Origin of the sequence: Aquabacterium sp. (assembly GCF_049274795.1) — a bacterium.
Lineage (GTDB): Bacteria > Pseudomonadota > Gammaproteobacteria > Burkholderiales > Burkholderiaceae_C > Aquabacterium.
Genome location: NZ_JBASTH010000082.1, coordinates 1 through 13,744 on the forward strand (window position 1 = coordinate 1; position 13,744 = coordinate 13,744).

15 protein-coding genes are annotated in these 13,744 nt (G+C 64.9%); 10 read left to right on the plus strand and 5 right to left on the minus strand.

Annotated features, from left to right (window positions below; all coding sequences use genetic code 11):
- Positions 1-152 precede the first annotated feature (152 nt).
- The 3 genes from WAQ08_RS12975 to WAQ08_RS12985 are packed head-to-tail and all read left to right on the plus strand — an operon-like array spanning position 153 to position 1,904.
- Positions 153-938: a hypothetical protein gene (locus tag WAQ08_RS12975; RefSeq protein WP_422191999.1), complete on the plus strand. Its 786-nt coding sequence runs from the start codon at positions 153-155 to the stop codon at positions 936-938.
- Between the two features lie 4 nt (positions 939-942).
- Positions 943-1,365 (plus strand): ASCH domain-containing protein, encoded by a 423-nt coding sequence (locus tag WAQ08_RS12980; RefSeq protein WP_422192000.1) that lies wholly within the window; start codon positions 943-945, stop codon positions 1,363-1,365.
- Positions 1,362-1,904 (plus strand): ATP-binding protein, encoded by a 543-nt coding sequence (locus tag WAQ08_RS12985; RefSeq protein WP_422192001.1) that lies wholly within the window; start codon positions 1,362-1,364, stop codon positions 1,902-1,904. The genes WAQ08_RS12980 and WAQ08_RS12985 overlap by 4 nt, the downstream gene beginning before the upstream one ends.
- A gap of 136 nt (positions 1,905-2,040) precedes the next feature.
- Here the strand turns inward: WAQ08_RS12985 and WAQ08_RS12990 are convergent, their stop codons facing one another.
- A complete protein-coding gene (locus tag WAQ08_RS12990) occupies positions 2,041-2,898 on the minus strand; it encodes a LysR family transcriptional regulator (RefSeq protein WP_422192002.1) in 858 nt (285 codons plus the stop codon).
- An 84-nt stretch (positions 2,899-2,982) separates the two neighbouring features.
- Between WAQ08_RS12990 and WAQ08_RS12995 the strand changes: the two genes are divergently transcribed.
- Both WAQ08_RS12995 and lepB read left to right on the plus strand, forming a co-directional pair.
- Complete coding sequence (locus tag WAQ08_RS12995; protein ID WP_422192003.1) at positions 2,983-4,551, plus strand: MFS transporter; 1,569 nt, start codon at positions 2,983-2,985, stop codon at positions 4,549-4,551.
- Between the two features lie 73 nt (positions 4,552-4,624).
- Entirely contained in the window at positions 4,625-5,293 is a 669-nt protein-coding gene (lepB, locus tag WAQ08_RS13000; RefSeq protein WP_422192004.1) for a signal peptidase I, read from the plus strand.
- Here lepB and WAQ08_RS13005 read toward each other — a convergent pair.
- Positions 5,286-6,383: an NADH:flavin oxidoreductase gene (locus tag WAQ08_RS13005; protein ID WP_422192005.1), complete on the minus strand. Its 1,098-nt coding sequence runs from the start codon at positions 6,381-6,383 to the stop codon at positions 5,286-5,288. The two genes, lepB and WAQ08_RS13005, sit on opposite strands and share 8 nt — an antisense overlap.
- Before the next feature lies 1 nt (position 6,384).
- Positions 6,385-6,780, minus strand: a complete 396-nt coding sequence (locus WAQ08_RS13010; RefSeq protein ID WP_422192006.1) for a RidA family protein — start codon at positions 6,778-6,780, stop codon at positions 6,385-6,387.
- Between the two features lie 129 nt (positions 6,781-6,909).
- On the opposite strand from WAQ08_RS13010, the gene WAQ08_RS13015 reads away from it, so the two are divergent.
- On the plus strand, positions 6,910-7,794 hold the full coding sequence (locus tag WAQ08_RS13015) for a LysR substrate-binding domain-containing protein (protein WP_422192007.1): 885 nt from the start codon (positions 6,910-6,912) through the stop codon (positions 7,792-7,794).
- Positions 7,795-7,809: 15 nt separating this feature from the next.
- Here the strand turns inward: WAQ08_RS13015 and WAQ08_RS13020 are convergent, their stop codons facing one another.
- Positions 7,810-8,571 carry an SDR family NAD(P)-dependent oxidoreductase gene (locus WAQ08_RS13020; protein WP_422192008.1) on the minus strand — a complete coding sequence of 254 codons (762 nt, stop codon included), beginning with the start codon at positions 8,569-8,571 and terminating at the stop codon, positions 7,810-7,812.
- Between the two features lie 147 nt (positions 8,572-8,718).
- Between WAQ08_RS13020 and WAQ08_RS13025 the strand changes: the two genes are divergently transcribed.
- The 3 genes from WAQ08_RS13025 to WAQ08_RS13035 all read left to right on the plus strand — a co-directional run bounded on the left by WAQ08_RS13025 (position 8,719) and on the right by WAQ08_RS13035 (position 11,254).
- On the plus strand, positions 8,719-9,312 hold the full coding sequence (locus WAQ08_RS13025) for a TetR/AcrR family transcriptional regulator (protein WP_422192009.1): 594 nt from the start codon (positions 8,719-8,721) through the stop codon (positions 9,310-9,312).
- Between the two features lie 101 nt (positions 9,313-9,413).
- Positions 9,414-10,775 carry an RAD55 family ATPase gene (locus WAQ08_RS13030; protein ID WP_422192010.1) on the plus strand — a complete coding sequence of 454 codons (1,362 nt, stop codon included), beginning with the start codon at positions 9,414-9,416 and terminating at the stop codon, positions 10,773-10,775.
- Between the two features lie 32 nt (positions 10,776-10,807).
- Positions 10,808-11,254, plus strand: a complete 447-nt coding sequence (locus tag WAQ08_RS13035; protein ID WP_422192011.1) for a response regulator — start codon at positions 10,808-10,810, stop codon at positions 11,252-11,254.
- 18 nt (positions 11,255-11,272) lie between these two features.
- Here WAQ08_RS13035 and WAQ08_RS13040 read toward each other — a convergent pair whose 3' ends face one another.
- Entirely contained in the window at positions 11,273-12,541 is a 1,269-nt protein-coding gene (locus WAQ08_RS13040) for a flavin monoamine oxidase family protein (protein ID WP_422192012.1), read from the minus strand.
- A 139-nt stretch (positions 12,542-12,680) separates the two neighbouring features.
- Between WAQ08_RS13040 and WAQ08_RS13045 the strand changes: the two genes are divergently transcribed.
- Positions 12,681-13,703, plus strand: coding sequence for an AraC family transcriptional regulator (locus tag WAQ08_RS13045; RefSeq protein ID WP_422192013.1), 1,023 nt, complete (start codon positions 12,681-12,683; stop codon positions 13,701-13,703).
- Positions 13,704-13,744: the final 41 nt, after the last annotated feature.

Genomic DNA, 13,744 nt, shown 5'->3' on the forward strand with positions numbered 1-13,744 from the left:
GAAAGTTACGTCCTGCTCGTCAGGGCTGAGGCGCCTGACTCACCGTTCTCAATGGGTCAATTCACCCCGGCCAAGTGGAGCAGTTTGGGTGGCCATGGGTGGGGCAGTTTGGGTGGCCGCCGGGGGATGGGAAGCGACTCGATGGCAAGGCTTTGAAGCTTTGTACCTTCAAGGTCGGTCAGAGCGTTAGAGGGCGCAAGATTGGCGAGCTTTTCCTAAAAGCAGCGTTTCGCTACGGCACCGAAAACTCCTGTGAGCACATTTTCATCCACGCAGACGTGGATAAGCATGCTTACCTAGTCAACCTACTTAACGACTTTGGCTTTGATGACATCGGTCTCTACGGGGCGGACCGGGTCTATGTGAAGCAACATCCAGTCGAAGCACCTGACGCTCATGGTATGCCCGCCCTGGAATACGTTCAACGGTTCTATCCCCACTATCGAGCCGGCTACCAGGTCCAGAAGTTTCTGATTCCTATTCAGCAAGGATTTCATCGAATCCTCTTTCCGGACTACCAAGCGCTCCAACTCCCTCTATTTGCGACGAGCGGGAGCGTGGGAAATGCCATCAAGCTGGCCTACCTCTGCCATGCAGCATCAAAACAAATTCGGCCGGGCGATGTGCTGTTGTTCTACAGGTCAGAGGACGAGCAAGCGGTCACATCGTTAGGCGTTGTGGACCAGTTCGCCGTACTCAGCGATGCGGCCAGCATCGCCGCCATGGTTAGCAGGCGAACTGTCTACAGTATCAAAGAGATTGAGGATATGGCCACTCGGCCAACGAAGGTCATACTGTTTAGACTCGTTAAGCATTTCCAGGCACCACCATCAATCAAACGCCTGCTAGACGATGGGATAGTCACTGGCAGCATTCAATCCATCACCAAAATTTCCGATGACGCGTTTTCAAGAGTGCTTGCAGCCGCAGGGGCCTAAAGCTGTGCTGCTTTCCATCAAACCGAGGTTTGCTGAGCAAATCCTCGCTGGGACTAAGACGGTTGAGTTCCGTAGATCTTGGGCTGCCGAGCCCGTTGGCTTAGCCGTCGTCTATTCGAGTTCGCCGGTGCAGCGTTTGGTCGGTATCGTTGAGATCGATGGATCAGTTTTTGCCTCACCCGCTTCGGTCTGGACGAAATGCCGCGCGCGTGGACCTGGGCTTGAACGAAAAGAACTGATGGAGTACTTCGCAGGCAAAACCCAAGTTTATGGTGTGCTGTTGGGCGAAGTAGCCCTTCCGGCGAAACCTGTCCCACCGAAGTCATTGATCAGAAACTTCCGCCCGCCTCAGTCCTATCGCTACTTGACCGCAAGTGAGCTACGCCGCATCGGCAGACAGTTCGGTCTTGTCGAGGAGTCAGCGTGACTATTTTTGTCGGAGGCGTTCATGGTGCGGGAAAGACCTTTGCAACCCGACCGGCCTGTCAAAGGCTAGGGTTAGTGCATGCCACCGCTAGCCAGCTCATTGCAGAGGAGCGTGGTTTAGTGACATGGGGCGCCTCAAAGTTGGTTTCAGACGTAGATCAAAACCAAACAGCACTTGTCTCGGCCGTCAAACGCATTTGCGAGAGCGGCGTCACGCTTGTAGTCGATGGACACTTCGTGCTTCGACGGGCACCAGGTAACCATGAAAAATTGCCTATCGACGTGTTCCGAGCTCTGGCTTGCTCCTCGATACTCTTGATCCGTAGCCCGGTGCCAGTCCTGCTTGAGCGCCTCCAGTTAAGACAGGACACTAGTTGGAGCGAAGTAGAACTCACCGAGTTCAGCAAGGCCGAAGATAATCACGGCGCTGAGGTAGCCTCAGCCCTAGGCATTCCTCTAAAAGTTTTAGATTCACCGCACGCACAAGAAGTGGAAGATTGGTTGAGGAAACTCACGCAAAAATTGCCGGCCTCTCGCTAATCTCCAGCCCACTGAATGCTGCTTTCTGAAATCATTCCCGCTTTATGCGAACTTCCGTTGTGAGTCGAAGAAGGCCTGGGCCCGCCACCTGCCTCGGCCGTTAAGCGGATCTTTGGTCGTCCAACCGGCACATGTACTACGCAGTCGCATACGCAGCCACCAGCCCCCCAAGCTCCGCCACCGCCGGCCTCCGCCCCTCCAAATCCACATCCCCCTGCGCCAACGTGTAATCCAGCTTAGGCAACACCGGAAACCCTTGCTTGGCCCCCAACGCCACCATCCCCGGCCGCAGGTTGTCCTGCGTGAACGCCGTCACAGCCAACCCACTCAACACCGCAGACCGCATGTCCTGCAAGCTGTGCGAGCTGAACGCCCCATGCCACGCGATCCCCGCCGTGTTGAGCGCATCCACCGCGATATGCCGGCTCACGCACGGCGGTGGCGAATAGGCCAAGGGCAGCGATTCCCCCGCTGACCAGCTGAAGTCTTCAGCCGCCGCCCACACCATGGGCACGCGCCGCAGCAACTGCCCCTTCACGGCGCCCGCAGGCGACACCACCACCGCAAGGTCCAGCTCGCGCTCACGCACCATGGCCGCCAAGTCCAGCGTCAGCCCCACGCTCACTTCCAGGCGCACCTTGGGGCAGATGCGCGAGAACTGGCGCAGCAGGCGGGGCAGGCTCTCGCTCATGAAGCCCTCCGGCAGGCCGAAGCGCACCGTGTCTTCAATGGGCGAGCTGCGAAAGTGCTGGGCCAGCGCATCCTGGGCCTGCAATATGCGTTGGGCCAGCCGCAGAAACTCCTCACCATCGGACGTCAGGTTCAGACGCCGGGTGGTGCGGTGAAACAGCGGCCTGCCCACCTGCTCTTCCAGCCGCCGGATCTGGTGGCTCACGGCGGATTGGGTCAGGTGCAGCTGGTCTGCCGCGCGCGTGAAGCCGCCCGCGTGGTGCACGGTCACAAAGGCCCGCAGCAGCGTCGTGTCAAAGGTCATGCGCCATGATTCATGAAGGCAGCAAATAAATACAGCCAAATTTAATCATTTGCGCCATGAGCCGTGAATCTCAAGAATGGGCGCATGCCTCGCACCCCTCATTCAATTCACTCATTTCATTCACTGCTCCCGCTCGCGGCCATCTGCCTGGCCGCGCTGATGTTCGGCCTGGAGATCTCCAGCGTGCCCGTGATCCTGCCGGTGCTGGAGCAGCAGCTGCACGCCAACTTTCAGAGCATGCAGTGGATCATGAACGCCTACACGATCGCCTGCACCAGCGTGCTCATGGCCACGGGCACGCTGGCCGATCGCTACGGGCGGCGCTTGGTGTTCGCGCTCACGGTGCTGGCCTTCGGCATTGCCTCATTGCTGTGCGGCCTGGCGCCTGACACCATGAGCCTGGTGCTCGCCCGCTTCATGCAGGGCATGGCTGGCGGCGCGATGTTCATCTGCTCCATCGCCATCCTGTCGCACCAGTTCCCCGAGGGGCGGGCCCGCGCCCGAGCGTTTGCCATCTGGGGCGTGGTGGCCGGCATGGGGCTGGGCTTCGGCCCGGTCATTGGCAGCGCCATCGCCTCGGTGGCCAGCTGGCATTGGGTGTTCATCGTGCATGCGCCGCTGGCCTTGCTGTGCCTGGGCCTGATCTGGGCAGGCGTGGCCGAATCGCGTGATCCGAAGGCGTGCGATCAGCCGCTGGATTGGGGCGGCATGCTGGCCTTGAGCGTGGCGGTGCTCGGGCTCACGTCGCTGATCACGCAGGGGCAGAGCCTGGGGTGGCGCAGCCCGCCGACCCTGGCGCTGTCGGTGCTCACGGTGTTGGGCCTGGTGGGCTTCATCGTGGCGGAGCGCACGCACCCGCATCCCATGTTCGATTTCTCGGTGTTCCGCATCCGCGATTTCTCGGGCGCGATCCTGGGCTGCGTCGGCATGAACTGCAGCTACTGGCCTTTCATGATCTACCTGCCGCTGTACTTCACGGCGGGCCTGGGCCTGGATGTGGCCACGGCAGGCTTCGCGCTGCTGGCCTACACGGTGCCCTTTCTGCTCATGCCGCCGGTGGCCCAGTGGCTGCTGCTGCGCCATGACGCGCGGGTGGTGATCCCCGGGGGGCTGTTCGTGATCGGGCTGGGCTTTGTGGCCATGAAGCTGGGCAGCCATTTCCCGGGGCATGGGCCGTGGCCCGTGCTGCCTGGCGCGCTGCTGGCCGGCATCGGCCTGGGGCTCACGACCACGCCCGCCTCCAGCATGACCACGTCGGCGGTGCCGGCCGAACGGGCCGGCATGGCATCGGGCATGGATGTGAGTGCGCGCCTGATCACCCTGGCGTTGAACATTGCGGTGATGGGCCTGGTGCTGCTGGCGGGCCTGGAAGCTTCGCTGCAGACATCGCTGGGTGCATGGGTAGAAGCGGCGCAGTTGCGAACCGTGGCCGAGCAACTGGCCAGCGGCAATCTGGCTGCAGCGTTGCAGGCGGGTGCCACCTCGGGCGGGCCGGGGCTGGATACCCACATGCTCCAGGCCGCGCTCACCCAGGGCTTTGGCTGGGTGATGCTGTATGGCGGCATCGCCGCCTGGGTCACGGCGGCGTTCAGCTGGGTGGTCTTCCGTGGGCTGCATGAAGCCACGGGGCCGCGAGCACCCGCCGGAACTTAATCTGCATCGCGTCAACAAAGTTCCAGGCTCGCTGGGCGGGCCTGAGAACAACTGCAAACTCGGAGCGTGTCAGATGAAGAATTGGCTCAAGGACAACCGTGGGTTCCTCGTGTTCCTGTTTTGCTTCGGCTTCGTCCGGCTGGCCGTGGCCGACTGGAACCCCATTCCGTCAGGCTCCATGCGCCCGAACATTCTGGAGGGCGATGTCGTGCTGGTGAACCGGTTGGCCTACGATGTGAAGCTGCCGCTCACTGACACCTCTCTCATGCGGACAGGCGAACCGCAGCGGGGTGACGTCATCGTCTTCATGTCACCGCAGGATGGCACCCGGCTGATCAAGCGCCTGGTGGCACTGCCCGGCGACACCGTGGCGTTGAAAGACGATGCGCTCTATGTCAATGGCGAGCGCGCCGTGTACAGCACGCCGACCATGGTGTCCGAACCGCTCGATGCGGGCCTCAAGACGCCTGCATACATCGCGATCGAACGCGTTGCCGGCCATGCGCACACGATGCAGCTCATGCCCGAAGTACGCGCGCGCCGCAACTTCGGCCCGCTGATTGTTCCTGCCGATGCCTACTTCTTCCTCGGTGATAACCGGGACAACAGCGCTGATTCGCGCTACTTCGGCGTGGTGCCACGCGCCCTGCTGGTGGGGCGGGCGCACCACCTTCTCGCATCCGCCGACATCAAGAACACCTGGCTGCCGCGCTTCGAAAGGTTCGGGCAGGCGATCAGGTGATACCGAGGCGGTCTGCGTTGGCCAGATCAGCGATGGGTGACAGCAGCGCCCGGTCGAACTCGGCCAGCGGCTGACCCGCGCGCACGCGCTGAGGCCAGTCGGCATGGGTGAGCGCACCGCGGCCCAGCGAGATCAGATCGGCCTCTCCACGCTCGATCAGGCCCGTGGCCTGGTGGGGCGCATGCAGTGAGCCATTGGCGATCACCGGCACCGTGGCGTGTTGCCGCGCAAGGGCGGCCAGGCTCGGGCCTTCGCCAAAGGCCGGTTGCCAGGCTTCGAACTCGGTGGTGTGCAGGTAGTCCAGCGGTGCGGCTGACAGGGCCTTGAAGGCCACGGCGGCATCTGCTTCGCCGCCACGCCACTTGTGCGTGAAGTCATTCACCTTGCCCTGCGACACGCGGTAGCCAATCAAGAAGTCAGCACCAACCGCCTGGCGCACCGCGTGGATCACCTCGATGCCCAGGCGCAGGCGGTTCTGCAGCGAACCGCCGTAGAGGTCTTCACGGTGGTTGGTGTGCTCGGTGAAGAACTGGTCGAGCAGGTAGCCGTTGGCACCGTGGATCTCCACGCCATCGAAGCCCGCCTCACGCGCGCGCACCGCCGCAGACGCGAACCCGGCCACCACCTCATCGATCTCGGCCAGCGACAGCGGCTCGGGCAGGCGGTAGGCGCCTTCGCCCCGGTAGAAGCTCATCTGCTGGCCCTTGGACCGCACCACGGAAGGCCCCTTCGTACCCGCCCCGTGAGGGTTGCCTTGCGAGAGGGCGCCCGCGTGCATCAGCTGCGCCACGATGCGCCCGCCCGCCGCGTGCACGCTGCTCACCACGGGCCGCCAGGCCTCGCGCTGGGCATCGTCAACCAGGCCCGGCTGGAACAGGTAGCCCTGGGCGTAGGCGGCATCGGTGTAGATGCCTTCGGTGATCACCAGGCCAAAGCCACCAGCGGCGAACGCGCCGTAGTAATCGGCCATGCGGGCCGTGGCGTGGCCGTCTGCGGTGGCGCTGACCCGGGTCATGGGCGCCACGGCCAGGCGGTTGGTCAGGCGCAGCGGCCCCAGCGCGACGGGCTCGAACAGGATGGACGCGGCCATGTCAGCGAGCCTCCGCGCCGGGCACCAGGGCGATGGCTTCGATCTCGATCATCGCCTCGGGCGTGTAGAGGGCGCGGATCTCGGCGATGGTGTCGGCGGGGTACGGCGCGCTGAAGAACTGGCGGCGCAGGGCCACCACGTCGTCGAAGTGCCCCATGTCGGTCACGAAGATGGTGACCTTGACGACATCCTTCAGGCTGGCGCCACCGGCCTCCAGCGCACGGCGCAGGTTGGCGAAGGCCTGCTGGCCTTGGGCCAGAAAGCCGCCTTCGACGATCTTGCCGTCCTCCCCCGCGCCGGCTTGGCCCGAGATGAACAGCCAGCCATTGGCCTTGATGCCCTGCGACAGCAGGAAGGGCTCGTAGGGATCGGGATGGGTGATGACGCGTTCCAGCATGGTTGCATTCCTTTCATTCGTTGCGGCTGCAGAAGTTCCATCGATGGGTGAACGATAGGGATGGATCGCCGGGCCGACAAAGGGTGATTTTTCAGTTGTAAGATGAAATGGATTCATCCATTCAAACCCATGCACCGTCGCTCCCTGCCCTTGTCGGCTCTTCGCGCTTTTGAGGCCGCCGCCCGCCTGGGCAGCTTCAAGGCGGCGGCTGAAGAGTTGGCCGTCACGCCCACGGCGATCAGCCACCAGATCCGCGGGCTTGAGCAGCAGACCGGGCTGCCGTTGTTCGAGCGGCAGGTGCGCCGCGTGGCCTTGACCGAGGCCGGCGCCCAGCTCTACCCGGTGCTGCGCGATGGCTTCGATGCCTTCCAGACCGCGCTGGAGCGGCTGACGCAAACCCGTCAGCGGCCGCAGGTGGTGATCTCGGCCACCAACGCCTTCACCGTGAAATGGCTGGTGCCACGCATGGCAGATTTCCGCCAAGACCTGCCGGGCATCGACCTGCAACTGCAAGCCTCGGACGAGATGGTGGACCTGCGCTCGACCACCGTGGACATCGCCGTGCGCTACGGCCGGGGGCCCTACCCGGGCCTGATCGTCGAGCCGCTGTTCACGGACCAGTTCGCCCCCGTGGCCAACCCGCGGCTGGAGGTGCGCTCGGTGGATGATCTGGCGCGCTGGCCCTTGATCAGCTTTGCCTGGCGGCGGCCCCACCCCGACAACCCGACGTGGCAGCGGTGGTTCGCCGAGGCCCGGCTGGCGGAGCGGGTGCCCGCATCAGAGTTGCATTTCTCGGACGAGGGCCATGCGATCCAGGCGGCCGTGGCGGGCCAGGGCGTCGCCCTGGTGAGCCAGGCGTTGGTGGCCGATGAACTGGCCTCCGGCCACCTGCACCAGCCTTTCGGGCCGGCCATCGCCGGCCACACCTACCACCTGGCCGTGAGCAGCGAGCGGGCCTTGTCGCCCCATGCGCAGGCCGTGATGGCCTGGCTCAGGCGCCAGTGTGTGTTCTGAACCAACCCGTCAGGTTCAGACGCCCAGGCCGCCGGCCACGCTGATGACCTCGCCGGTGATGTAGCCGCCATGCGGCCCGGCCAGGAAGCAGACCAGGCCCGCGACCTCTTCCAGCGTGGCGATGCGCCGGATGGGGTGGAGGTCTAGCAGCACGTCCGGCGCACCGCCGTCACCCAGCACCTCGGCAGCCATGTCCGTGGGCATCACGCCGGGCTGCACGACATTGGCGGTGATGTTGCGGCTGCCCAGATCACGGGCGACGCCTTTGGCATAGCCGATGAGCGCCGCCTTGGTGCCGGCGTAGTCCGCCGCGCCGGCGAAGGGCACGGTGGTGCCGAGCAGGGAGCCGATGAAGACGATGCGACCGCCGTCCGACAGCCGGGGCGCCGCCGCGCGCGTGACGGCCACCGAGCCCATGACATTGATCTGCCATTGCCGGTCCAGGTTGACGGTGTCCAGCTCGGGGCTGTCGACCGTCTTGCCCTGCACGGCGATCGCGGCGTTGTTGATGAGGATGTCGAGCCGGCCGAAGTGGGCCAGCACCTTGTCGACCAGCGGCTTCGCGGCGGCCGTGTCGGCCTGATCGCTCTGGAAGGCCACGGCGCGAACGCCCTTGGCGATGAGCTTGTCCACCACGGCCTGAGCCTTGTCGGCCGAGGCGACATAGCTGATGGCCACGTCGGCCCCCTGGTCCGCGAGGGCCAGCGCGGTTACCGCGCCCAAGCCCCTTGATCCACCTGTCACCAGGGCCACCTGGCCCTTCAATGTGTGCTGCATGTTGACATCCTTGTGAAGCAATGAGCGCCCGCCCGCCGGACATCGGCGGATTCCATAACACTCGTTACGCAACGAACGTTATGCTATTGCCTGGGCGATGTCAACCGGTTTAATATCGATCCTTATGAAAAAGCCGAGGCCCGTCTGATGGGCCGCCCCCGCGAGTTCGATGTGCAGCAGGCGCTGGATGCGGCGCTGTGCGTGTTCTGGCGCAAGGGTTACGAGGGCGCGTCGTACACCGACCTCACGCAGGCCACCGGTGTGGAGCGGCCCGCGCTCTACGCGGCGTTCGGCAACAAGGAAGCGCTGTTCCGCAAGGCGCTGGAGCGCTACTACCAGCGCGATCTGGCCTTCTTTCCTGCCGCGCTGGATCTGCCCACGGCCCGCGAGGTGGTGTCCCACATCCTGCACGGGGCTGTCGAGCTCAACACCCGCCACCAGGACCACCCCGGCTGCCTGGGCGTCAACGGGGTGCTGGCCGCCTCGGACGATGCGGAAGCGGTACGCGTGGCGGTGATCGAGGCCCGCGCGGTGGGCGAGGCCCAACTGCGCGAACGCCTGGAGCGCGCCCAGGCCGAGGGCGATCTGCCCGCATCGGCCAACTGCGCCACGCTGGCCACCTATGTGTGTGCCGTGCTGCATGGCATTGCCGTGCAGGCCAAGGCCGGATTCAGCCGCGAGGTGCTGGACGCGGTGGCCGAGCAGGCGCTGGTGGCCTGGCCCTCACCCACAGCCCCCTAGAATCGAGCCTTCCAGGCAGCGTCCCACGTCTTGCTCGCTGCCAGAATGGCCATGAGTGGCCCGCTCCATCATTTTCACCACGCCCCATAAGAATGAAACGATTGCCCACCCTTGTCGAAGGCTTGGACGAGATCCTCAACGGAGGCTTGTTCGAAGGCGGCGTCTACATCTTCGAAGGGCCGCCGGGCGTCGGCAAGACCACCCTGGCCAACCAGATCGCCTACACGCTGGCACGGCGCGAGATCCGTACCTTGTACGTCACGATGCTGGCCGAGTCCCACGCGCGCATGCTCCAGCACATGGAGCAGCAGATCTTCTTTGATCAGCAGGAAGTCAGCTCGACGGTGTTCTACGTCAGCGGCTACCGGGAGCTGGAAAAGGGCGGCCTGAGAGCCGTGGTCGAGTTGCTGCGGGGCGAGCTGATGCGCCACCGCGCATCGCTACTGGTGGTCGATGGCCTGGTGGTCGACAGCCTGGAGGCGATGACCAATGATTCGGTGCGCCAGTTCGTGCATGAGCTGCAAAGCCTGGTCAGCGCCCTGTCGTGCACCTGCCTGGTCCTGACCAGCGGCAACAGCAACGCACTGAGCGCCGAGCAGACGATGGTCGACGGCATCTTCGCGTTTGAAGACCACGGCTTCCACTGGCGCGCGGAGCGCCGCATGCAGGTGCGCAAGTTCCGGGGCAGCCAGGTCATCCGTGGCCAGCACACCTTCTGCATCTCGACGCAGGGGGTGCAGTTCTTCCCTCGCCTGGAAAGCCTGCCGCTGGTCGATGGCAATGTGAAGCTGGGCAAGGGCATCCTGTCCACAGGCTTGCCCGCGCTGGACAATGTCCTGCACGCCAAAGGCCTATTCGCGGGCAGCGCCTCGGCGCTCATCGGGCACACTGGATCTGGAAAGACCACGCTCGCGCTGGCCTTCGCCTCGGCCGCTGACGCCAGTGCCCCTGGCCTGGTGCTGTCCTGCACCGAGTTGAGTGGCGATCTGCGGCGGATCGGCGCAGAGATGGGTCTTGACATGGAGGGGCCCATCAGCACGGGCGCCTTGACGATCAAGAACCTGGGGCACGAGGACGAATCCATGGATGAAATGGGCCACAAACTGCTCAGGCTGGTCGATGAGCTGAAGATCCGCCGGCTGGTGGTGGATGGGCTGGCCGGGCTGGCCGACACGCTGGCATTTCCGGAACGGGGCTACCGCTTCCTGGGCCGCCTGCTGGTGGAGTTGAGGCGGCGTGAAGTAACCTCCCTGTTCACCGTGGATCCGGGTGCCTTGGCCATCGCTGCGGGAACACCGCTTGCTGAGGGGGTCACGGGCTGGTTTGACAACGTGTTGTCGTTTGAGCCAGCGCCGACATCCACAAAGCAGGCCGATCAGCGTCTTCTCAACATCACCAAGGTTCGTGGCGGTGGCGCCACCGCGCTGTCGGTGGATGTGTTTCGACCTCTCGCAACCCGATAAGCCACTCGCTGTCTATTTGAAAGCTGGTCCCGATGAAACTTGTTCTGATCGTCGAGGACGAATATGGCAACGCCGAAGTGCTGCGGCTCTTGCTGGAAGCCGAAGGCTACCGGGTGGCCGCGGCATCGAATGGCCTGCAGGCGCTGGACCTGCTGCGCGAGGGCGAGAAGCCCGCGCTGATCCTGTCCGACTTCATGATGCCGATCATGGATGGCGGAGAGTTCGGAACAGCCGTCAGGCAGGATGCCGCGCTGGCCCACATCCCCTTCGTCTTCATGAGCGCCACCAGTGAAGACGTGGTGCGACGGATCTTCCAAGATTACGATGCCTTCATGGTCAAGCCCGTGGAGATCGATCCTTTGCTGACCCTGGTGAAGCGCTTGATTGCCGATGGCCGGCAGCAGCGTGATGACAATGCGCTGGCGGAAGAATCCATGCGCCAGGTACTGAAGGACATGCGGGTGCCGCCCGGCGGTTGAGACCTGCGCATCAGTGCCTCATGGGGAGGTGAGCTCCCCCGCCGCCCGCAACCCGGCCTCGATGGCCCCGTCAAGGTAGCCCGGGTGATCATGCGCGGTCTCCGTTCCGGCCCAGTGGATGCGGCCGACCGGCGCGTGCGGGAACGGTAGTTCGGCAGGCGCGCCAGGGCGGGTCAGGGCCATGTAGCCGCCGCCCACGTGCTCATCAAGGTGCCACGACTTCTCATGCCAGCTCGCGGGCTTGAGCACCTCGGGGCCCACCTGCAGGACCAGATCGGCCAGCAGCCGCTGCTGGCGCTCCGCCGGATCGAGCCCGTCGAGGCTGCGAGCGGCCGGCCCGCCGACGAGGATGACCAGGTGCCCCGGCCCGCCCGGCGAGCCGCTGTCGAAGACGGCCCGGGCCGGGTCGTCCAGGACCATGAATTCGCTGCCGGCCCCGTCTCGCCAGAACGGCCTGTCGTACACGGCGATCGCCTTGTAGACCGCGCCCATGTGGGTGCTGTGCTGCAGGTCGATGAGCGCGCGCGGCAGCGGTGGATCGAAGCGGATGTGCCTGGCCATCGGCGCCGGCACGGTGACGATCACCTTCGACGCGCGCACATCGCCCTGTGCCGTATGGAGGGTGACGCCGGCCTCATCCTGGACGATGGCCGTCACGCGGTGCCCGGTGCGCACCCGGGGCCCGATCTCACCCGCGATGTGTGCGGCAAGCGAGCCGATGCTCTCCTTGACCAGGGTGTCCTGCGCACCGCCCTTGGTCGACAGCATGGTGAGCAGGCCATGCTGGCGCCGGATCATGTTGATCATCGACGTCACCGTCATCTGGTGGAGGTCGGCCGTCCACGAGATGTCGGCCACGACCCGCAGCAACCGCCGCGCCGTGGCGCCCGGCATCTTCTTCAGCCATTGCGCAACGGTCACGTCCTGCCATCGCCGTGGCGTCGGCAGCCAAGCCAGCACCTGCAAGGCAGAGAGCGCCAGGATGGACAGCAACACCGAGGGCGCCGCCAGTGACAGCCGGCGCCGCTGATCCAGCAGCACCGGGAGGCCCGTGGTGTGCATCGGGAACGGGGTGGCACCGAGTTCGGCCGCGAGCGCGGCGATCCGGTGGTGGTCATGTCCGATCCATTGGCCGCCCAGGTCCACGCGTGAACCCAGGGCCGTGGTCTCGCTCATGGTGCGCCCGCCGGCACGGTCCGCCGCCTCCAGCACCAAAACGTCGATGCCGCGTCGCTGCAATGCCCGCGCCGCGATCAGCCCTGAGAGCCCCGCGCCCACGATGGCCACGGTGGTGTGTTCTGTGGATGGCATCCAGCGCCTTTTGCTTGCCGTGAGGGCTGGATCATGGCCAAGGCCGGCCCCCCTGAGAAGGTTGCGCCGGGACAAACACTTTATGATTTGGGCCAACCCCTTGGATGGCAGGACCATGGACTTTCTGGATTTCAGGTGCAGCGCCGCCAGCGTCAGGATCCTGGTCGAGGCCGGTCAGGCTCGTGGGTTCAAGCCGCCGCAGATCCTGGCGGGCACCGGCCTCAGGGAATCGGATCTGCTCAACCCCGATGCCGAGCTGAACGCGCGCCAGGAGCTTCGCGCGGTGGAAAACCTGATCCGGGCCTGCACCCAGCCCGGCCTGGGTCTTGAGGTGGGCCTGCGCGGCAACCTCGCCTCTTATGGCTTCTGGGGACTGGGCCTGATCAGCAGTGCCACGGCGGGCGATGCCCTGGCCTTCGGCCTGCGCTACGTGCCCCTGTCCTTTCCCTTCTGCCGCATCTCGGTCACCCAGGAGGGTGGGCTGCGCACGATCAGCTTCGGTGAGCCTGCGCTGGCGCCCGATGTCCAGCAGTTTCTGGTGGAGCGGGACATGGCGGCTGCGGCGCTCTTGATGAAGGAAGCGCTGGGCTCGCGGTTCGTGCTCTCACGCTTCCAGCTCAAGCACGGCCTGCGGACCAGTGCGACGGTGTCCAGGGACATCGAGGTGGCCGTGGGCACACGGCCTCGGTTCGGCGCACGCGACAACAGCCTGTCCTTTGAGCAGTCCATGCTGGGCTGGCCACTGCCTCAGGCAGACCCCGTCACCGTGGCCTTGTGCGAGAAGGCCTGTGCGGACCTGATGGAGCGCTGGCGCGTGCGCCTGGGTGCAGGCGAGCGGCTTCGGCAGCACCTGGGCATGGCGCCGCTCGACGCCATGCCCACCCTGGTGCAGTCTGCCCAGTGGCTGGGGCTCAGCGAAAGAACGCTGAAAAGGCGACTGCAGGACGAAGGCACCACGTTCAGCGCGCTGCTCGCGCAGGCGCGCAGCGGCCAGGCGCGAGCCCTGGTGGCCGATGGCGACTTGCCGCTCACCCAGATCGCCGAGCGGATGGGCTTCAGCGATCTGTCCAGCTTCTCGCAGGCGTTCAAGCGCTGGTTCGGCGTGGCGCCCAGCGTGTTGCGCAAGACTGGCAAGTAAAAAGGGCCGCCCAAGTCAGGGAGGCCCTTTGCTCAAAACGC